Origin of the sequence: Taibaiella koreensis, from assembly GCF_003545715.1 — a bacterium.
In the GTDB taxonomy this organism is placed as follows: Bacteria; Bacteroidota; Bacteroidia; order Chitinophagales; family Chitinophagaceae; genus Taibaiella; species Taibaiella koreensis.
In genome coordinates this window covers 1,147,831-1,169,267 of sequence record NZ_QVNU01000001.1, presented here as the reverse complement: position 1 = coordinate 1,169,267, position 21,437 = coordinate 1,147,831, and the positions used below count along the sequence as shown (strand labels likewise).

Below are 21,437 nucleotides of genomic sequence, written 5' to 3'. Positions count from 1 at the left end.
TCTTTTGAGATTTTATGAGGTTGCGTATTCAAATTGGACATTGTGCTGCCGGGAAGCATACAGCGCTTTACAATGGTCGATAACCGGCCTGAGCAGGTTGCGATCGTTCATAAGCGTTACATGATCTGTAACCGGAAGCTCCGTCTTCCGGAAGTGCAAAAGCTGCTTTTCCCAGGCCGCCCAATAATCTACCTGTTCCAGAGGTACATTATCCTTTTCATTTAGTATAAAGTAAGGAGCCAGCGCACCATAAAAAGATTGCGTGCCGTTGACAAAATAATCACAACGAACAGCGGCAGGATCGATCAGCGGCAATACCTTGTAATCGGCAAATTCCGAAGCGTCCCTTACCTTAAGCCCCTTTGCTACTATAGCATTCAGGTAGGCTACAGGATAGGCAAAGCCACGTTGCTGCGCGCACTGCATCACCTGATCCAGGAAAGCATCGTTGGAGAGGCCAGTGTCCAGTTCCCTGCGATGAATAAGCCTGGCGGTTCTTTCTATCCCTTCTTTCGAAGACGATGACATCAATAACAGGTTTACCGTTTGCAGCAGCATCGTTTTGTAGTCGAGCAGGAATTTACCCATCAATTCCGGAACGTACACTGAATCAATCATGGTAATGGTAGACACCCGTTGCCCCTCCAATTGCAGCTGGCGGGTTGCTTCATAAGCCAACGCACCACCTAGAGAAAATCCACCCAGGTCATAAGGACCTTCCGGCTGTATGGACCGGATCATACGGAGATATTCAGCTGCCATTTCCGGAATACCCCGGATATGCTTTCGTTCCCGGATCCATTGATCGGCGACAATTCCGTAGAATGGCCGCTCACTGGCTTCGGCAAAATACTGGTACCCATCAATACCGTCGCCACCCGGGTGGAACCAAAATACCGGTTTGCCCTTACCGCCTTCGTTGAGCAACAGCATGCTATTTCCTGAGCAATAGCTTTCTTCTTTTGGCGCAACAGTATCGCCCAGCAGCTTTCGCAGACCTTCTTGCTCGTGACCGACTAGGTATGCAACCAGCTCGGCAATTGTCGGATGCTCAAACACCACGCTATTCGTCACCTTAGGCATTACGCTTTTCATCTTCACCAGCAGTCTGCTGATAGCGATGGAATCTACGCCGTAATGGATCAGCATTTCCGTCTCCCGGATTTCCGATACCGGAATCTTCACAAGCCCGGCAATTGTGTGTTTAAAATAGGCAATGGCGCGTGCATCCAGGTTATGATCTGTAGCCGGGCTAAGCGCTTGGTCGTTCTGTGCCGATTCTTCCGGCTCTTTGTGATCAGGATCGAGAGGCCAGAATCGTTTACGCTCAAACGGATAGGTGGGCAAGCTCATCCGCATCGGCTTTTCGTCGCCATATAAACTGCGCCAATCTACGTCTTCGCCTTGTACCCACGCGGCAGCCATCTTTGATAAAAGAGCTGAAGCTCCGGATGCATTTGTCCCAGCCTTTTGCCGGGTACTGCCCAAATAGCCTGTACCACTAAAAGCATCACCGGAAATAAATTCATGTAACGCGGTCCGCAATTGCGACAGGGAATCGACCACCATAGCAAGCCGCTCTTCCATAGCCTCCCTACCGGTCTGCAAGGTATAGGCAAGGCTTGCCATGTCACTGTCTTTTACTTGCTTCTTTTCAATGGCATTGCGCAGATGCTCCGCATACTCGGACAGCCTGCCCCTGTTTTTTGCCGACAAGACCACTACATACTGCCCCGGATCTGCGTCAGGCTTTTGTTTCGGGATGTACTCCTCCAATACGATATGCGCGCTTACGCCACCAAATCCGAACGAGCTTACACCGGCGCGTCTTGGCAATGCTTCGCCGGATGGGCTACACAACGCTTTCCATTCTTCCGTTGCATTGACGACATAAAAAGGTCCGTCATTAAAATCGATGTACGGATTCAACCGTTCGCAATGGAGACTTTTGACCAGCTTTTTATGTTTCATCTGCAACAGCACTTTAGCTACCCCGGCAATACCTGCGGCCACTTCCAGGTGACCGATATTGGCCTTCACGGAACCAATGCCACAGTGTTTTTCACCATTGAAAGTCGTGCTGTTATCTTCGTATAATTGACCAAAAGCTTTCCTCAGCGCGCCAACCTCAATAGGATCTCCCAATTCGGTACCGGTACCGTGCGTTTCGATATAGCCCACCGTACGGGGATCGATGCCCGCCTTGCGGTAGGCGGTATGCAGTAAAGCAGCCTGTGCCTTGGGATTAGGTGATGTCAACGTATTGGCGCGTCCGCCATGATTTTCGGTAGTACTCCTGACTACGGCGTAAATATGATCGCCGTCGCGTTCTGCGTCTTCGAGCCGCTTTAAGAAAACCACGCCGGTGCCCTCGCCCCGCACATACCCCTTGGCCTGATCGGAAAAAGGCCTGCAGACACCATCAGGGCTTAAGGTACCCGCCTCGTCGAGGCTTACAAAAACATCTGGCGACAACAGCGTATTTACGCCTCCGGCCAGCGCTGTATCACAGGCACCGGACCTGATGGCCTCCACGGCCCGGTGAATAGCAACCAATGAACTGGAACAGGCGGTTTCAATAGCTTCGCTGGGCCCATGAATGTCCAGGAAATAGCTAATGCGGTTGGGTCCCATAGAACCGACCATACCCATCAATGAATGGCTTGCAATCGGAACATCTGCCTTTGCCAGCAGCTTGCTGTATTCGTAGCAAAGAACACCCGCAAAAACACCTGTGTTGGAACCAGAGAGTGAATGCGGATCGTACCCGGCATCTTCGATTGCCTTCCAGGCATGCTGCATCAGCAAACGTTGCTGGGGATCCATCTGCAATGCTTCCGCCGGAGATATTTTGAAGAAAAGCGGATCGAACGTTGCCATATCATCCATAAAGCCGCCCCATTTTATCTTTAGTTCAGGGTAATCGCGCCAATCCCACCGATCGGCGGGTATCTCAGCGATACAATGCTTTTCCTCAACCAGGTTATCCCAGAACTGGCCGGCATCTTTTGCCATGGGAAATTGGATACTCAACCCGACTATGGCCACTGCAGACGGATCTTTCTTTTCGCTCGAAGCGAATGGCGCCGGTTGGCTATCTGCCCCTTTCAATGGCTCGTTTCCTTGGGAAACATCAGCCCGTGGATCAGACGGCGCCTTTGAAAAAAAACCGGTATAGTTATCCTGCAGGTAGACACTTAGCGCATTCAGGTTCTGACATCCGAAAATGATATTGGGCGTCAGCTCGATATTAAATGCTTCATTCAGCTCGCTGGTCAATTGCGTTACGATGATCGAATCCAGACCGTATTCATTCAGGTCTGCATGCGGGTCGATCAGGTCCTCACTGAATTTCAATATCTGCGCGACCTTGCCGGTAAGCATTTGGAGCATTTCCACCGGAGCAGTAGCACCATGGCTAACGCTATCAACTCCTGTCCCCGGCAAAGATGGTGCTTCTATGGTGTGACCCGACGTATTAAACGTTGCCGGGTATTCGCCGGACAGGTAAGCGGATAGCTGTTCGATATCGGGATACCGGAAAAATATGGCCGGCGTCAAATCCCAACCGAATTGTTCGTTCAATTCAATGGAAAACTGCGTATACAAAACCGAATCAAAGCCGTATTCATCGAGGTTTTCATCAAGCATTATATGTCGGGCATCCATATTCAGCAAACGGGCAATATTGGCCACCAGTACCTCCTGTATCTGCTTTCGCGGCTTTTCTGTTACCGTACTTCCTGCTTCCGGCACCGGTTGAGCCATTGGCATTACAGTCTTAGCCACCAGGGTATATTCCGCATTCAGCGTGAAAACATCTTTAGAGAAGGGGTAAGTCGGCAGGCTCAAACGACGGGGCTTAGTCCCTGTATATAAAAGCGCCCAGGGTACCGCATAGCCATCTATCCACAATTGAGCCAGGCCACGATAATCGTGCGTGCTAATAGCTGCTACCACCTTTTTGTCTACCGGTACGTTGTCTATCGTGCCGCTACCCGGTTTTACCCTTTTCACCTGGCCTATCCATAAGCCATCTCCCTGCGTTCCCTGTTTCAGGAAACGCTCCAATTTACCGGCCAGCTCGCTAAAAGTATCTGCCAATATGCAAAGGCGCTCTTCCATAGCATTGCGGCCAACCTGGAGCGTATAGGCTACATCCCTAAACATATCTCCGGTATACCTTCCGGATTGAATTGCCTCTAATAACTGCTGCACCTGCACCTTAAGCTGCTCTGCCTTTTTTGCCGACAGAACAAAGATGGCAGGATGACTACGAGAGACATCAGCAACACTTTGGGGCAATCGCTTATCGATGTACTCTTCAAGAATAACGTGGGCATTAACACCGCCAAAGCCAAAAGAGCTTACGCCTGCTCTTCTCGGCAATTCCTTTCCAAGATCATCCCGCAAAGCCTTCCAGGGCTGCGTTTCCCTGACAATAAAGAAGGGACTGCCTTTCAGGTCGATGTATGGGTTAACGGTATCGCAATGTAAGGTCTTGACCAAAGTCCGGTGTTTCATCTGCAGCAATACCTTAATAACACCTGCAATTCCGGCAGCGTACTCGGAATGACCGATATTGGTTTTCAGCGAGCCTAATCCGCAATGCGTCGTATCAACGGCCGTATTACCAGTCTCGCCATACAATTCTTTAAAAGCCGCTTTCAAGGCATCGACCTCGATAGGATCGCCGATCCTGGTGCCGGTGCCATGTGCTTCGATGTAGCCTACTGTGCGGGGATCAATGCCTGCCTTCGAATAGGCCGCTTTCAGCAAAGCGGCTTGTGCCCGCATATTCGGCGCCTGGAGCGAATTGGCCCGCCCGCCATGATTTACTGCCGATCCTTTGATGACGCCGTAAATATGGTCGCCATCGCGCTCTGCAGCATCCAAACGTTTTAACAGAACTACTCCAATGCCTTCACCACGCGCGTAACCATCGGCCTGGTCTGAGAATGTTTTGCTGCGACCAGTCCTCGAAAGCATACCGGCCTTATCGAAGCTGATGTAGGAGGGCAAAGACGAAAGCACTGTTACGCCACCTGCAATGGCCATTTCCGAATCGCCCGACCTGATCTCACGCACTGCGCGGTGAATGGCAACAAGCGAACTGGAACAAGCTGTATCTACCGGCTCACTGGTGCCGTGCAGGTTCAGGAAATAGCTCACGCGGTTAGGTCCGATGCAGGAAATAATACTCGCCTGATGATAGCCCTCTGTTTTGACATTCATCCTGGAAACCCGGGCACTATACTCATGACTTGTAATCCCGGTAAACAACGCTGTATTGCTGCCATAGAAATCCTGCGGTGCATAACCCGCATCTTCCAGCGTCTTCCAGACATGCATCAGCAACAGGCGCTGCTGCGGATCGATATAAGCGGCCTCACCCGGCGAGATATTGAAAAACGCTGCATCAAATGCATTCAGGTCTTTCATAAAGCCACCCCATTTCACAGAAGTCTTGCCTTGTTCAGATACAGCATTACCAAAATGACTTTGCCAGTCCCAACGGTCGGCGGGAATTTCGCTGATACAATCTCTTTCTTCAATCAGGTTTTTCCATAATGCTTCGAGATCTTCCGACATCGCAAAACTGCCGCTAACACCAATAATGGCAATAAGCGAATCCGATGGATCAGCGTCTGGAGGACCTGCGTCTTCCTTCCCATTGGCAATACGTCTTTGTTCCATTTGCAGGGATTCGCCGGGTAATTCCTGATCAGGGGCCTTTGAAGAAAATTTCTCTTCAAAGACAGAAGGCCAACGGTCCAGTAAATGTGCTGCCAATGCACTTAATGTGGCATGCTCAAAAAATAAAGTAGGCGCGAGCTGAAGACCGAAGGCGTCGTTTAGCCTGATCGCAAACTCGGTGTAGGCGATGGAATCGTAACTATATTTGTCCATGCCGGCACCCGGGTCAATATCGGTTGCCGGGACCTTTAACACTGCTGCCGCGTAACCGCACAACGCCCCGGTCAGCCACTGCAGCATATCCTCCTTGATTGCCCGCACGGGATGCCGGTTGCCGGGACGGCCGGTATCTTCAGCAGGCTGCGGTCCGGCTGCACCTGCATCGATCAGATAAGCCGCTAACGCAGCAATCGTATCATATTGAAAAAACAATGTGGGTGCAACTTCTGTTTGGAATGTTTCGTTTAGCCTGAGCGCAAACTCCGTATACAGGATCGAATCAAAGCCGTATTCATCTAACGGCGCTTTGGGATCGATGTCAGCAGCAGACGATTTCAGAATACCCGCTGCCATGTATATGAGCTGCTGTATCAGCTCCTTGATTTGTTCATTTTCGTAGGGATTCATTTTCAGTTCGTTTATTTGTTCAAGAAAACCGGATGCCGGTCTTGTATTTTCTTCCGGATCACACTGAAGTCTTTTGAGCAGTAATTCCCTGTCGCCTTGCATCACCATAACATGATCCTGCTCCGATTGCAGCACGGTGTAAAATGCATTTATGCCTTTTTCCGTCTCCATGGGTACCATTCCTGCATACCGGTATAAAGCGGTAATACCCGTTTCCGTAAGCCGCATGCCGCCATCCTTCCAGAACGGCCAACTGATAGCAATGCATCTTCCGCTTCGCAATCCCTGCGATCGAAGTGTATTGCGATAGCATGCGTATTCGTCCATAAAGTTATTTGCGGCGCTGTAATCGGACTGGCCAATATTGCCGAGTGCACCGCTGGTAGAAGAGAACAGCACAAAAAGATCAAGCTTCATTCCGGCGCTTGCCTCATCCAGATTGATCAGCCCCGCAACCTTTGGCGCCAATACACCTTCCAGCTCGTCCCGTGTTTTGCGAATGATGTAATTATCATTGATGATGCCCGCCGCGTGTACAATGCCATGCAGTCCGCCAAAAGTATCCCTGATCCAATCCATCGTTTCCCTTACGGCGTGGGCATCCGTAACATCAAGCTGCCTGTAGCGTATCGTGTTGCCTTGGGTTCGTAAGGCCTGCAATCGCGCTTCATTTTCCCGGGATAGCGGGCTACGGCCGGAAAGAATGATGGTTGCGCGAGTAGTCCTCCCGGCGATCTCTGTGGCAAAAATCAAGCCCAAGCCGCCTGCGCCGCCGGTAATGAGATAAACACCCTTGTTACGCCACGGATTTTCAACAGATGTTTGTTCCGGTACATATCGCCAGCTTTTCACCCATCGCTTACCGCTCCTGTACCTGACATGGCGATCAGCCGCAGATGCTTTGTTGGCCAAAAGCATCGATAAGAGCTGTTTGCTTTCCGCTTTCGGATATTCAATGATCTGCGTCTGAAACTTAGTGTATTCGGTAGATACGGTTTTCAGCAGGCCACTCAATCCGGCTAAAAGCCGTCCTGGGCCTTCGTGATCAACGACAACCTGCATCAACGTTTTTCCCCGATGGCGCGCGAACAGATCCTGAACAAGTTCCATTAGTTTCCAGCAATAATCGGCGAACCTGTTCTCCATGTCCACCGCTTCACTTTTCAGCGTAAAACGCGTGATATTTTGCCAACGGACGTCTGTATCGTCAGTCGCTGAAGACCTACTGTCGCACAGCACAACAATGTGATTGTCGAATGACTGTACGTCGGCATGGCTCGTCGTTTGCCGTTCTGACCAGAGACTTTCCAATTTACAGACATCATCATCCGGCACAATATCGATCGTTGAGATGGACTCGCGGACCATAATTCTTCCGCTATATCCCTTCATCTGCACACACACTTTTCCGGAAGCATCGCAGAGATCAATATCCAGTAAACCGGCCTTATCCATTACCTTATGTACTATGGCCCATTCTACTTCTCTGCTGGAAGCATATACCTTCACCTCCTGCATGGCAAAGGGCAAGGGGACCATAACAGGCGCACCATTTGCTGCATCCATCGCCAGCCAACCCATGGTCGCCTGCAATGCCGCATCCATATAGCCCGGGTGCAAAGTATATGCAAGCGTTTCCGGGTGCGTGGGCGCACCGGCTTTCAACCTGGCGAAGACCTTGTCTTTATAAACGAAGAGCCGTTCGACCATCTGATGAGATGGCCCATAGTGAAATCCCGCGTCCTCAAGTAAGCTATAAAAATGTTTGCCTTCCAATGGGCCCGGAGCACCATTAACCATGAGCTGAGCTATGTCAGCTACGGGTATTTCAGGCACCTGCGCCAGATAGGCCGTTCCGCAGCTATGTACTTTTTTTTGCTGCAACAGATCTTCCGAAAAAGCCTCATAGTACAGGCTGCCGTTTTCCCTTTGCTCCATGTCTATCTGGAGTGTGGCTGCTTCCTGATCCACGATAAACGGCGACATCCAAACCAGGTTCTTTAAGCAGACCACATCGTTCCCGGACATCTGCGTAGCCAGTAATTGCTGCACACGACTATGTACTAGTTCCATATAGACAACTGCGGGCAGTATCTTCCGGCCGTTAAAAACGTGATCCTCCAGGAAACACTCATTGCCGGTAAAAAGGGATTCCCGCAACGCAGCTGGTGCTGCAGGCTCCTGGTATGAAAAAGATTTCACATAAGCCGGCGCTCCGGTTTCCTGCAACCAATACCTGGCCCGTTGAAAGGGGTAAGCCGGCATAGCGATCCGTTTTACTTCGTCATCGCCGAACAGTAATGACCAGTTGCCGTTGTAACCCTTGGTGTACGAAGCCGCCAGGCGCTCCAGTCTATCGATATAATCGGTGGCCGTGGGTATAGGCAGTATATCGCTACCGTCTATATCCAATAAAATCGGGTCTGAGACCTCCGCTTGCATGACCGGGAGTATCGCTTCTGTTTCCTGCTGCGACTCCAGGGCACGCCGCAGTAAAGCTGATAAGCTTCCCATATTCGCTGCCACAAAAGCTTTGCGGTATTGAAAATGATCTCTTCCCAGAAGCAGCGTATAGCTGATATCTGCAAGATGAGCATGTCTTCCACCAGCATCGACCCATGCCGCCAGCGCCGCTATTTTCTGCTGCAACGCCTCTCTATTTTTTGCCGAAAGACAGATCAGATAAGCAGGTCGTGCCGTCCGTGTCACAGGCTTAGCATAAGGCGCTTCTTCCAGCACAACGTGCGCATTGGTACCGCCAAAGCCAAATGAGCTTACGCCGGCCCTGCGCGGATAAGGATGATCATCCTTATCTAAAACGGGCGCCCAGTCGTGATGCCGGTCAATGATATAGAAAGGGGTATCATTTAGTGAAATGCGACTGTTTAACTTCCCGAAGTGTAATACACCCGGCAGCTTTCGGTATTTCATAGCCAGCAATACCTTTATCATACCCGCTACTCCGGCGGTAGATTCCAGGTGGCCGATGCTTGCCTTTACAGAGCCCACGCCGCAGTAATTGTGTTTCGTACTACCGGGTTGCACCTGCATTGCGAAAGCTTTAACCAGGCCTTCAAATTCAATAGGGTCCCCTTTAGGTGTTCCGGTACCATGCGCTTCTATATGGTTGATTGTCTCTACCGGAATGCCCGCACGCTTTACAGCCATCGCTATGACCTCGGCCTGCGCAGCCGGACTCGGATAAGTAATGGTATACGTCTTTCCGCAATGATTTGCGGCACTTCCACGCAATACCCCATAAATAATATCACCGTCGGCCTGTGCCTTATCCAGCGATTTTAACAGCAAGATGCCCGCCCCCTCGCCACGTACATAGCCATCGGCGCTATCATCAAAACTCTTACAGCTTCCTGTAGGCGACAACATACCTGCCTTCGCAAATGCAATATGCCTGGCCGGCGTAAGCAATAAGCTCACGCCACCTGCTAAAGCCATATCGCATTCACCCACCTGTATAGACTGTGCTGCCATGTGTATGGCCTGCAACGAGCTGGAACAGGCCGTATCGATGGGAACGCTGGGTCCCTTCAGATTATAGTAATAGGATAAGCGGTTCGCTACCAGAGCCGCGGAAGTCCCTGTGCCGTAATGCGCTTCGACTGAACCGCCACGCTCCGCCAGCTCCTTATAATCATAATTGAATACACCGACAAAAACACCTGTATGGGTACCGGAAAGCCTTGAAGGAGGCAGACCCGCATCCTCCAGGCAAGACCAGGTCAATTCCAGCATGATACGCTGTTGTGGATCCATCAGCTCCGCTTCCTTACCGGAGATCTGAAAGAAAGATGCATCGAAACGATCCACATCTTTGATAAAACCGCCCCATTTCCCCGATGAACCATTTCCCGGAAAGGCGTCCTGGTATTGCTTCCAGCGCCACCTTTCCTGTGGTATCTCGGAAATGCCGGATCTTCCATCCATTAAATTCTGCCAGAATTCCTCATAATGCTCCGCTCCCGGAAAGCGGCAAGCCATTCCGATAATTGCTACGGGCTGTTGTACTAAAGGCACTTTTTGGGTGTTCATAGTATTGTGTTTGGAGCAGATGAATAAAAACGGCATTGGCATGCAGCATCAGCCGTCCCTGCTATTGCACGGCGTATGCAGTTTTTCCGCACGTGCAACAACAAGTAAGGCTCATAACAAATACCGACCGTCCGTGTGATTTCACGGCAGTGTATTTCTGCTGCATGACGCAGCCCAATAAGTGAAGATGATTACCGGGCCAGGTATCCTCCATCTACGGAGTAATGGGAGCCGGTAACAAAAGAAGCTTTATCGGAAGATAGCCACAATACCAGTTCGGCAACTTCTTCCGGTTTGCCAACCCGCATTACCGGCTGCAGGCCTTCCACGGCTTTCCGCTGTTCGTCAGAGAGGACGTCGAGGATAGGCGTTTCAATGTAGGCGGGACAAACGGTATTGATCCGGATACCCTTAGTTGCATTCTCCAGTGCGGCGCTTTTGGTAAGCCCGATGATAGCGTGCTTGGAAGCGACATAAGCCGATAAGCCCATTTCCCCGGCCAGACCCAGCACGGATGACATGTTGATGATCACACCCGGTGCATTTTGCTTACCCATAGCTTCCAGCTCATACTTCATACAATAGAAGACACTGTTCAGATTGGTGTCCAGCACTTCTTTCCAGGATTCGACCTCATAGTCGACAACCAGGCTGAGACCACCTGATACGCCGGCATTGTTACAAGCGACATCAATGCGGCCGAAAGTTGAAACAACGTTTTCAATCAGGGAACGGCATTGTTCCGGATCAGAAACATCGGCTTTAAAGAATGCCGCTTCGCCGCCTTTGCTTTGGATTTCCCGGACCACATCCTGTCCGTTTTTTTCATTACGGCCGGAGACCATAACTTTTGCACCGTGCGATGCATACAACAGGGCAATGGATTTGCCAATGCCGGACGTGGCGCCGGTTACGAGCGCCACTTTGCCTTTTAAATAGTTCATAAAATCGGGGTGTTTGGTTTGGTGTTGTTATTACGATTACCGTATAACGCGGACAAACATAGAGAATCGGCAAACACAGCCCTGTAGAAATATAGCCACAAGACGGCTATTAATTAAATGAGGTTTTATAAGAGGAAGATTAGCAGAATGAACTACCTTGCAATTGTAAAATAAAAAGAGCAAATTAATATTTACATAATCAGGATAAAGGCCGCCAGGCATGAAATCCGTCAGTCAATTATGGTCCTGGTATTGTATACTTTTTTCTCGGATGCAGCAGAAGATGATATTGCTTTTGAGCGCCTTCTCTTAACGCTGCCTGTTACGTTTCACGAGGTAGCTTCCCGATATAAAAGATCGAAAAACCGTTGGGCCTTCTTATTGGGTAAATTATTGATCCAGCGCGGTTTTGCGGCGCTTGGCCTATCCGGCAGCTATACTCTCTCCGATCTGGCGTATACGGCGTACAATAAACCATTTATCCCCGGTGGTGTTGTCGACTTCAACATTGCCCACTCAGAATATTGTGTCGTTTGCGCCTTAAGCACAACCTGTAGATTGGGAATAGACATTGAGTGTATTCATCCGGTAGAGACAGATGCCTATTACAGTATCATGACTGATGAGGAACGGCTTGACATAAAACGATCAGACGATAAGCTAACTCATTTCTATCGATACTGGACCGCCAAGGAAAGTGTGCTTAAGGCAAACGGAAAAGGATTAAATATCCCCCTGCAAAGCTTTTCGATAAAAGATAAACAGACTCAGCTGGAGCATACCCATTGGTTCCTAAACGAGATCCCGATACCCGGAAACTACATTTGCCACCTTGCAACAAATGATCAGATGGCAGCCTCAACAATCTCGCTACATAAGGAAGTATTCTGAAGGGCGAATGACCTATAAATGGCAAACCATACTAACCCTCTGTCAGAAAGAACAACTGTCTTCACGGGATCAAGCGAAGAAATGGGAGACGGCCATGCTGCCATCACTCAATTTTTGCTACCGGATAAGGCCCAGCTGTATCGCCACTTTCAGCAGACCAACCGTATTCTTCACATTCAGCTTACGCATCAGATTATTACGGTGGCTCTCCACTGTATGATAGCTGATGAATAGCTTCTCCGCTATTTCGCTGGTAGTATGCTCTTCGGCTATCATACCCAATACTTCCTTTTCCCGCTGCGTCAGCTTCACAGACAAAGCGTTGCCCTGTATCCGGGTCTTAAAGTGAAGAACATTCTGCAACAATTGCTCTTTAAGGACAGGGTCAATATATTCTTCCTTTTTATACACCGTCTCGATAGCTTCTACCAGCGTACCAGGCCCGGCGCCTTTTAGCAGATAGCCGTTACAGCCGTGACGAAGCATATTGGTAACCATAGATGGTGTATCCAGGCTCGTCAACACCAGTATTCGCATGCCAGGATATTGTTTACGAATAAGGGGTAGCAGCTCTTTACCGGACTGATCCGGTAGCATAAGGTCAAGCAGCAGCACATCGGGGCTATAATACTGCAGGCCTTGAAGCAGTTGCGCGGCATTGTTATAAGTGCCATGGATCACTATATGCGGAAAGGGCTGCAGCAAAGTAGTAAGCCCACTGATAACCATGGGATGGTCGTCTACCAACGAAATATTTATGTAGTCCATAAGTTTACTTTAAAGCCTGTCGTGTTCAGGCACACTACGATTCATAGTATTTTATTAGTTGACCGGTCTCTAATAACATGGCCAATGTCATAAAACCAATGTCAGGTTTACAGAGGTACCGTGGGGCTCGCATGCATGAATATCCAGGGCGCCGTTCAATGCTTTCAGTCTTGTTTGTATGCTCTTTAAGCCCATCTTATCCTCGCTTCCGCTCTGGCTTGGGTTAAAGCCTATGCCATCATCTTCCACGGTTATACTCAGCAAACGGTCTACATAATACAGCTGTACCAGTATATTGGCCGCCGACGCATGTTTGATCACGTTCTGCACCAATTCCTGTATCATACGGTATATGCTTATTTCGGTATCGATCGGCAGCTGTATCACATCACCGTCATGCTGAAAATTTACCGGCAATCCGGTCATTTTGGTGATATTGGTGCAAAAGTAACCTACGGCAGGCAACAGGCCCTCTGCCAAAAGGCTGTCGGGCATCAGGTTATGCGCCGTTTGCCGTATATTTTGACTGGTATAGTCGAGCTGCTGCAACAGGTTTTTGTACTCCTCTCCCTGCTTAAAGCCGGGATTCTTTATAGCCAGGGCATCCAGTCCCATTTTTACTATTGAAAGCTGTACCATTACATCGTCATGCAGCTGACGGCCGATACGGCTTCTTTCCTTTTCTTCCCCATCAATAACAGCCTTCAATTGTGCTACCCTTTGCTGCTGCTTGCCCAGGTTGGCCCTTTGCAGTTGCAATCGTTGCTTCTGATAGATAATGACCATAAGAACAGACAAAATAACGCTGCCGGCCGCTATGGCTATGAACCAGGTGTTTTTGGCGCGCAGACGGCTTTGCGCCAGCACCAGCTGTTTATCTTTCTCCGCCGTTCTGTATTTTATCTCCAGCTGGTTCATAATCGCGTCCTTCTCTTTACGAGCCAGGCTGTCTATCAGCGTCAGACGGGTATGTTCAAACGAATAGGCCTTTCTGTAATTGCCGAGGCGCTGGTATAAGTTAGCTAATGTCATATACACGTCCAGCACGGGGGCCGAGGCGTGATCCCGGGAAAGGGACAAACATCGCTCCAGATAAGGAATCGCTTTTTGATCGTTTCCACTGAGATAATAAAGCGCTCCCAGGCCACGCTGAATAGAAAAATTATTGGCAGCGGCGCCCGGAGCCAGCGCTATCGCAGCATCCAGATATTTTTGCGCCATTGCTTTTGAATAATGTTTCCCCCTGAGATACACAACACCCAAATCGCAATACGCCTGTTGGGCGCGCAGCAATTGCTCGCGCTGTAAATATATACGCAGCGCGTAGTTATAGTATTTTATGGCCGAGTCGACATCCTTTTCTTCCTGGGTATTGTTATAGGCCGCAGCTATGTTATGATAGATAGGCGCCATTCTATTGCTATCCTTTCTTTGGATAGCTAAGGCAAGTGATTGCCGCAAGTAGTAAATTGCCTTATTAAAGATACCCATCCGGCTGAAGTTGGCGCCCAGGTTGGCATAAGCATGCCCAAGGGCAGCCGTGTCTATCACTTTTTTCTTGTTGATTATATCCAAAGCTTTAAAAAAATACCAGTTTGCCGAATCATAGTTGTCCAGGGCCATGTACACATTCCCGATATTTGTGTACAGATAGGCATAACGATCACGGAGCGGAGACCTGTCGTAGTATGAAAGCGCTTTGAAAAAATAATGTTTGCTCTTCTGGTATTCCCCCCTGGCATTATAGTAAATATTGCCTAAGGAAAGCAGGGAACGTGCAGTGGAGGTTGGGCTGCCCAGCCGTTGACTGATAGCCAGGGCCTCCCGGGCCATGCCGATAGCACTGTCTGTTGCTTTGTATTGTAACGTTTCGGATGTGGCCAATAAGACAACGATGCGGTCCGAATCGCTTTTCCTGTCGTTGACAATATGTACCCTATCTCTTTGTGCGAAAGCACTACTTGCGACCGTTATCCAAAACCACGGCCATAAGAAATACCTGTAATGCTGATGACAAAACATGGAGCCTGTTTATATTGGTTTCCGCGGCTATAGTATTTAATGTGACGATAACGATATGGGAAACAAAGGTCTTCCGGTCCCAGTCGAAAGGACAACTATAAAACGGTGCTTCAACAGACACGTTTCCAGTATCGCAATCGTCAATATATTTAAATCCCTATTCAATATTACATTTTTTCGGCCGCACCCCAATCTCAATGTTTCTATTGATTTTTGGCGGAATCAATGCATTCCGCTACCAACGCACAGCAGTTAACAGGTTATCTTAGTAGTGAAATATACGTCCCGGATACATATCTTATAATGACATCTCGCCTGCGTGGCTCAGCGTTAAAAACGATACTACTATTGGTTAAACTTCACAAAACAAGCTTAATGAGACAAGGATACATTTTTGGTGTACTCATAGCAGGTCTGCTGGCTTTTAGCGGGTACAGCAGGGCCCAGCCTTATTTCAACCAAACGACCAAATATCTGAAAGCCAACGGTGTATGGGCGTTCGGTGATTCCCTGGGCCTCAATTTTAACCAAGGTGGTACTTTTTTTTCAACGAATGCTTTTCTCAACACCGGCGGCGCCTCTATTGCAGACCCGGTTACGGGCGACCTGATGTTTTATACCAATAACAACGGGGGCACTTTTTGCTGGGATAAGCATAACAATTTAATGCCTAATAGCGGCGGCTTATCCGGAAGCTTCGCACTTCAGGGCACCTGTATCACCCAGGCAAAAAAGGGAAGTACTCAGTATTATACATTTTATTTCGGTATGGGGCCGGGAGGTACTGATTTCAACTTATACTATTCGCTGGTGGACATGAGTCTGAATAGCGGATCAGGCGACATTGTTCCCGGACAGAAAGATATATTGCTGGACGTTTCGTTGGGATCGGGCATGATCGCTTTTCCCGGCGACAACCAGGATATCTGGCTAATGGTGCATGACAATGATTCCTCTATATTCAAGGCTTATCATATAGACCCTGTGACGGGCTTAAATCCCGTACCCGTGCTATCCAATACCAATAGCCACTGGACCGATATTACCTACTGGTTTTCGACACTGGCTGTATCGCCCAATAGGGAAATGCTTGCGTTATCAAACAACTTCCCGATTACGGCATTATTTCTTTATCCCTCGGTAACTTTGTTCAGGTTTAATGCTGCCACAGGTGTGGTATCAGATGAAATGACGGTGGATAACGGCGATATGAGCGCTTATGCGGCGAGCTCGGTTGTTTTTTCTCCCGATAATTCCAAGCTATACAGCATGTATCAATCCTCGGGACCATTAGCATGTGATTTTTTCCAGTACAACGTAAACGTCTATGATTCTGCTACCATTGCTGCCTCGAAATACCTGATATCCCAATCCCCGGCGACACCCAATAGCACGTTTGACTATTCCCCATATAGCTTAATGAAGCTCTATAATGATACGATCTATTTTTACAGGATAGATTCGAATATTATGTGCCGGCTTACGCTTCCCAACCTTCCCGGACCTGCGGCGGGGTTTCAGCCATATGGCATGATCATAGGCGGAGAAGATACTGTGGCAACCGACTGGACTTATGGTATCAACAATAATGTAGCGATATTTCCCGACGTTATCCTGACCTTATTGGATACCACTATTTACTGCAACAACACGCTAACCATTGCGCCTTTGCACCCCGGAGCTGAAAATATTGCCTGGGAAGATGGCAGCACAGCCCACACGAAAACAGTGAACCAGAACGGCACATATTGGGTAAGCTATGCAGGACCGGACGCTACTTATTATGTTGACACGTTTAAAATACGCCTGGTTCCCGTATTACCCACCCAATTGAGCGCCCTGCCCGATTGCGGCACCGGGAACGGCGCCATAGCTGCAACGCCCGTAACCGGAGATACTACAACCTATTTTTATACCTGGCGCAACAGCAGCCACCGGGTACTACGCGGGCCCGTCACATCCCGGAGCGGTGATACGCTTACAGGATTAGCCGCCGGCAATTATTTTCTATCCCGGTCCCAACAGGAGGGCTGCGACACGGTATTTGCCATAACGGTCCTGCTTATCCCCATGCAACAAAACCTGGGTCCCGATTCTGCCATTTGTGAAGGAGCGCCCATACACCTGGATCTGCAGAGCAATGCGCCACCTGGCGCCACCATTCTGTGGAGCAACGGAAGCAACGCCACTTCCATTATGGCTACCGATACGGGCCTGTTTTGGGTAAGCGTAACGTTACAAACCTGTACGGGCGCCGACAGCATTCATATCAGTACAGACCTTTTTTGTGAATGCATGCCCCTTACCCCTACTGCATTTTCCCCTAACGGAGATGGCCTTAACGATATATTTCTACCGGTCATTAAAGGTGGCTGCCCGATACAGCAATATAGCTTAAGCATCTATAACCGCTTCGGCCAGCGTATTTTTACGAGCAACAATGCGCAAAAAGGCTGGGATGGTATGTTTTCGGGACAACCTGCCGAGGTAGGAACCTATATGTATGAACTGCATTATACAGGCGGCACGCAGCGACAGGACCGGTACCGGAAAGGAGACATAATATTGGTCCGCTAGAAATATATTTCGTACAAATTTCATAAGCAGCGCTGTACAGATAGCTTGTATCCATGTAAGGCTATCCCTGTCCCGATATAGGCAGTTTCCATTCTTCATGAGTAATAAAGGGACTGCGACACTTTAAGGCGAATACCTTTGCTCTGGTTGCTATAGCATATACCTAAGCTACAAATGGCCGGCGCATGCCGGCCATTTGTAGCTTAGGTTATCTCCCGCTTATTCGCGATCATGGATCTTCCCGGTTATCAGAACGGGCTGGCATACTCAGGGTTCGTCATCAGCTTTTTATCCGTCAGTGTTTTCAGGAAGGCAACCAATGCTTTTTTATCCGTGGCCGACAATTGCAGACCGCCCGGCAACTGTTGCTGAAAGGAGGCATCCAATGTCGCCGAAGTTTTTACCAGGTTATAATGATCGACTACTTCTTCCAGGGTGCGGAATCTCCCGTCGTGCATATAAGGTGCTGTTATAGCCACATTCCGCAAGGAAGGCACCTTAAACCTGGCTTTGTCCGCAGCATTGCCGGTCACGGTCTGACGCCCTATATCGGTAACGGTCGCATCATCGTCTATCCCGTTGTTCATATACTGGTCGTTCTCAAAATTGGCTCCGCCATGACAATGCTGGCAGTCTGCACCTGAGGCTGCCGGGAAGCCCGGATTGTACTCTGTAAAGAACAGGTAACGCCCCCGCTCTTCCTCGGGCGTCAGGCTTACCGTACCGGCCAGGTAGTCATCGTACCGGGAACTGTTGGAGACGATGGTATTCATAAATTGTTCCAGCGCTTTAGATATCAGGTTGGTATCGATCTGCGCCGTGCCAAAGGCCCGCCGGAATTGTTCCGGGTATATACTGCTGGCTTGCAGCTTGGCCACTACATTGGTAAGCGACTCATCCATTTCAAGCGGGTCCTGTATGGGCTTGAGCGACTGATGGCGTAACAGATGCGCCCGGCCATCCCAGAAAAAAGCATTGGTATTCCAGGCCATATTAAAAACAGACATGGCATTTCTCTTCCCGCGCAATTCCCGTACCCCCAAAGAGAACCTGGCCGTATCGTTAAAGGCGAATTGCTGCATATGGCAGTTGCTGCAGGATTGCGTATTGGTGGCCGACAACATTTTTTCGTAAAACAGCATTCGTCCCAGCTTTACACCCTCGCGGGTAAGCGGATTATCGCCGGCGATCACCGGATCGGGGAAGGCTCCTTTATCAATAATGTACGGTTCGTCGACCGGCTCTGAAGGTGGCGGGTCTTTTGTACAGCTGCTGATAATAATGATGGCAGTCAGCATAGACAATATGGCTATTGCTTTCTTGTTTTTCATAACTTGAATTTTTTATCCCGGACAAAATGATCGTCCGTCAGACTCTTTAAAAAATTGATGAGATCCTCTTTCTCCTTGTCGGTAAGGTGAAGTGGCTGAAGGAACTTGCTCTTGTTGACATGATCTTTCCCCCCGCTGTCGTAATGTGCTACAACTGCTTCCAGGGTCTTCAGGCTACCATCGTGCATGTAGGGCGCCGTAAGGGCGACATTGCGCAATGAGGGCACTTTAAACCTGGCCCTGTCGCCGGGTAAATGGGTAAAGCGCATCCTGCCGCTATCGGCGTAGGTTACATACAGACCATTGTTCTCAAAAGCATAGTTCGTAAAATTGAATCCGCTATGACACTGGCTGCAATTCGCCCTTGTACCGGTAAATAGCCGGTAGCCTCTTTTTTCGCTTTCCGTTAAAGCATCAGGATTACCGGCATAGCTGTAAGCATCGAAAGGGCTGTTGCCGCTGATGAAGCTCCGCTCAAATTGCGCAATGGCACGGGTTAATACAAAGGCGTCAAACGGCCTGCCGTAGGTACGCAGCGCCGCATGCGCATAGCTGGTATCCTGTTTCAGCTTAGCCACTATATCCGGCATGCTTGTATTGAACTCATTGTGCTCCTGGATGGGCACCAGGATCTGCATTTCCAGGGTAGGAACGCCACCGGCGCGTGTAAAATAGGGATGATAGCCAATGTTGGCCAGGGAGGGTGCATTGCTCGTCCCCGGCGCACCATCGTCGCCCGGGCTCAGCGCCAATGAGTCGCTGAACGCCAGCTCCTGTTTATGGCAGGAACCACAACTGATCCTATTGTTAAGCGAAAGCCGGTTATCGTAAAACAATTGCTTCCCCAGAGCCCAGCGCTCCGGGGAAAAACGGTTGTCTTCCGGTTCGGGCATGCCGGGAAAACCCGCAGGGATCCGCATTAAGCTATCCTCCTCAAAGCCAACACCAGCTTTTTTCTCACACCCTCCCAGGAGCAGGACCAGCGCCAGGACTACCCCAATACGATACCCTGACAGGCTATGCCGGCGCATTACTGCAGCACTATTTTCTTACTCCCCATACTTTTTACCCCCTCATAAAACCGGAGGATGTAGGCGCCGCGAGGCAGGGAAGCCAGCGGGAGTACATCGTGTTGCTTCAGTGTGGTAACCAAATGAACCCGGCCCATAAGATCCGTAACCTGCACAGTTTTTACGGTATTGCTACGATCCAGCTGCAATATGGTAAGCTTATCCTTGGCAGGATTGGGGAACACGGCAATGTATTTGTCGATCTTGTTGAGGTCTTCTATGGCTGTGGTACCGCTTGCGGGTTTAAATACGTGGGTCCTGAAATTTTGCAGTACCGTAAGGTCCTCAGCATTGATGCCATGGGCGATGGGACCCGACGATACGTTGATATCCTTTAACGCCTGCGTATAGTCGGCATCCAGATTTATGCTGATGGCGCCTCCGGTACTCACACCGGCCACCATAACGGTTTGCTGAAAATAATTATCATTACCTAGACCATGTAATTCAAAAGTGGTATTGAAGCCGCTACCCGCTTTGCCCTCCAGGGCCACGAAACGGTAGCCTGCCGACCAGCCCCAGTGCATCGAGGGCGTTTGAAAAGAAAGCGGGTGCCCGGCAGGCTGCAGAGAAGGGTCTGCATTATTCACCGGCGTCTCCACACCTATTGAAAACTTGATCCCTTCTACATTGGTGACATTGAATGCACCTAAAGGCTCCGCTATAGCTGCGCTACCTTTTGCCAGTATGTATTTGTCCGGCACGGGCGTCTCCACACCTCCGTCATGAATGATTCTGATGCCGGATATATAATAGTCTACACGTGTAATTTTGAACTCCTGTGAAAGGTTGTTCTGTCCCGTCTGGTTAAAGGCAAAAGCAGAGGAGCCCAGCTTATGTGTGATATTAAGGATTACGTTTTTTTGCGCTTTGGAAATCACTGTAATGAACATCAAAGCCAACAGTAAGCATACGTTTTTCATATCAGAAATGATTTTTGATTGTTTTAAAAAAAGCAGCAAGCGACAATGTCTTGCATACAATAGAACAGCCACTCTACACGGTAGAGTGGTCATTTCGAGTTAACGACCAATAAATCAAATCAGGTAAACGCAGTATAGTATATAAAGCTCCCGTTGTCGGATTTCGGGGGGCGGGCGATAGCTGGTACTACCGCTATGATTCGCAAGCAGGAAGGCAGGATTGAGATACCGGGGAGCAGCAGGCAAAACGGCCTCGGCAAGGGAAAGTTGAAAAGCAATACCCTGGAAGGATTTTCTCTGGTGCTCTTTCTCAAGCTTGATCTCCTTTTTTACGTCCTTGCAACATTCATTTTTTCCCTTGGCTTTCATCCCGCAACGGCCGCACCTATCGTCTTCGAAGCGCGATAAGCTCCAGCCGGCAAACTTTCCCATGCAATAGTGCACATGAACCGTAGCGCCAACAATATTGGCACTATACATGAGCAACATGAGTAAAGTCAGTATTCTTTTCATTTCCCGGCAACGAATATAAATAAT

Annotated in this window: 10 protein-coding genes; 2 read left to right on the top strand and 8 right to left on the bottom strand. The window is 49.3% G+C overall.

Features of this window, described 5'->3' with window-relative positions; translation table 11 throughout:
* Positions 1-12: 12 nt before the first annotated feature.
* Together DZK30_RS05150 and DZK30_RS05145 are read right to left on the bottom strand one after the other, a co-directional pair.
* Positions 13-10,374 carry an SDR family NAD(P)-dependent oxidoreductase gene (locus tag DZK30_RS05150; protein WP_162902851.1) on the bottom strand — a complete coding sequence of 3,454 codons (10,362 nt, stop codon included), beginning with the start codon at positions 10,372-10,374 and terminating at the stop codon, positions 13-15.
* A 191-nt stretch (positions 10,375-10,565) separates the two neighbouring features.
* Positions 10,566-11,318, bottom strand: a complete 753-nt coding sequence (locus DZK30_RS05145) for an SDR family NAD(P)-dependent oxidoreductase (RefSeq protein ID WP_118972995.1) — start codon at positions 11,316-11,318, stop codon at positions 10,566-10,568.
* 240 nt (positions 11,319-11,558) lie between these two features.
* On the opposite strand from DZK30_RS05145, the gene DZK30_RS05140 reads away from it, so the two are divergent.
* Positions 11,559-12,209: a 4'-phosphopantetheinyl transferase family protein gene (locus DZK30_RS05140; protein ID WP_118972994.1), complete on the top strand. Its 651-nt coding sequence runs from the start codon at positions 11,559-11,561 to the stop codon at positions 12,207-12,209.
* 117 nt (positions 12,210-12,326) lie between these two features.
* Here DZK30_RS05140 and DZK30_RS05135 read toward each other — a convergent pair whose 3' ends face one another.
* Together DZK30_RS05135 and DZK30_RS05130 are read right to left on the bottom strand one after the other, a co-directional pair.
* Positions 12,327-12,977, bottom strand: a complete 651-nt coding sequence (locus DZK30_RS05135; RefSeq protein ID WP_118972993.1) for a response regulator — start codon at positions 12,975-12,977, stop codon at positions 12,327-12,329.
* An 87-nt stretch (positions 12,978-13,064) separates the two neighbouring features.
* Complete coding sequence (locus tag DZK30_RS05130; RefSeq protein WP_162902850.1) at positions 13,065-14,861, bottom strand: tetratricopeptide repeat-containing sensor histidine kinase; 1,797 nt, start codon at positions 14,859-14,861, stop codon at positions 13,065-13,067.
* Between the two features lie 513 nt (positions 14,862-15,374).
* Here DZK30_RS05130 and DZK30_RS05125 point away from each other — a divergent pair.
* Positions 15,375-17,576 (top strand): gliding motility-associated C-terminal domain-containing protein, encoded by a 2,202-nt coding sequence (locus tag DZK30_RS05125; RefSeq protein WP_162902849.1) that lies wholly within the window; start codon positions 15,375-15,377, stop codon positions 17,574-17,576.
* Between the two features lie 248 nt (positions 17,577-17,824).
* On the opposite strand, the gene DZK30_RS05120 is transcribed toward DZK30_RS05125, so the two are convergent.
* The 4 genes from DZK30_RS05120 to DZK30_RS05105 all read right to left on the bottom strand — a co-directional run bounded on the left by DZK30_RS05120 (position 17,825) and on the right by DZK30_RS05105 (position 21,413).
* Positions 17,825-18,907 carry a cytochrome-c peroxidase gene (locus DZK30_RS05120; RefSeq protein ID WP_118972990.1) on the bottom strand — a complete coding sequence of 361 codons (1,083 nt, stop codon included), beginning with the start codon at positions 18,905-18,907 and terminating at the stop codon, positions 17,825-17,827.
* Positions 18,904-19,938: a cytochrome-c peroxidase gene (locus DZK30_RS05115; protein WP_118972989.1), complete on the bottom strand. Its 1,035-nt coding sequence runs from the start codon at positions 19,936-19,938 to the stop codon at positions 18,904-18,906. Before DZK30_RS05115 ends, DZK30_RS05120 begins: the two co-directional genes overlap by 4 nt.
* Positions 19,938-20,900, bottom strand: a complete 963-nt coding sequence (locus tag DZK30_RS05110) for an MbnP family protein (RefSeq protein ID WP_162902848.1) — start codon at positions 20,898-20,900, stop codon at positions 19,938-19,940. Before DZK30_RS05110 ends, DZK30_RS05115 begins: the two co-directional genes overlap by 1 nt.
* Positions 20,901-21,014: 114 nt before the next feature.
* Positions 21,015-21,413 carry an HYC_CC_PP family protein gene (locus DZK30_RS05105; RefSeq protein WP_162902847.1) on the bottom strand — a complete coding sequence of 133 codons (399 nt, stop codon included), beginning with the start codon at positions 21,411-21,413 and terminating at the stop codon, positions 21,015-21,017.
* Positions 21,414-21,437: the final 24 nt, after the last annotated feature.

Coding starts and splice junctions, on each gene's coding strand:
- DZK30_RS05145 (WP_118972995.1), bottom strand. CDS start 11,318: ATGAACTATTTAAAAGGCAAAGTGGCGCTCGTAACCGGCGCCACGTCC.
- DZK30_RS05115 (WP_118972989.1), bottom strand. CDS start 19,938: ATGCGCCGGCATAGCCTGTCAGGGTATCGTATTGGGGTAGTCCTGGCG.
- DZK30_RS05150 (WP_162902851.1), bottom strand. CDS start 10,374: ATGAACACCCAAAAAGTGCCTTTAGTACAACAGCCCGTAGCAATTATC.
- DZK30_RS05105 (WP_162902847.1), bottom strand. CDS start 21,413: ATGAAAAGAATACTGACTTTACTCATGTTGCTCATGTATAGTGCCAAT.
- DZK30_RS05110 (WP_162902848.1), bottom strand. CDS start 20,900: ATGAAAAACGTATGCTTACTGTTGGCTTTGATGTTCATTACAGTGATT.
- DZK30_RS05140 (WP_118972994.1), top strand. CDS start 11,559: ATGGTCCTGGTATTGTATACTTTTTTCTCGGATGCAGCAGAAGATGAT.
- DZK30_RS05120 (WP_118972990.1), bottom strand. CDS start 18,907: ATGAAAAACAAGAAAGCAATAGCCATATTGTCTATGCTGACTGCCATC.
- DZK30_RS05135 (WP_118972993.1), bottom strand. CDS start 12,977: ATGGACTACATAAATATTTCGTTGGTAGACGACCATCCCATGGTTATC.
- DZK30_RS05125 (WP_162902849.1), top strand. CDS start 15,375: ATGAGACAAGGATACATTTTTGGTGTACTCATAGCAGGTCTGCTGGCT.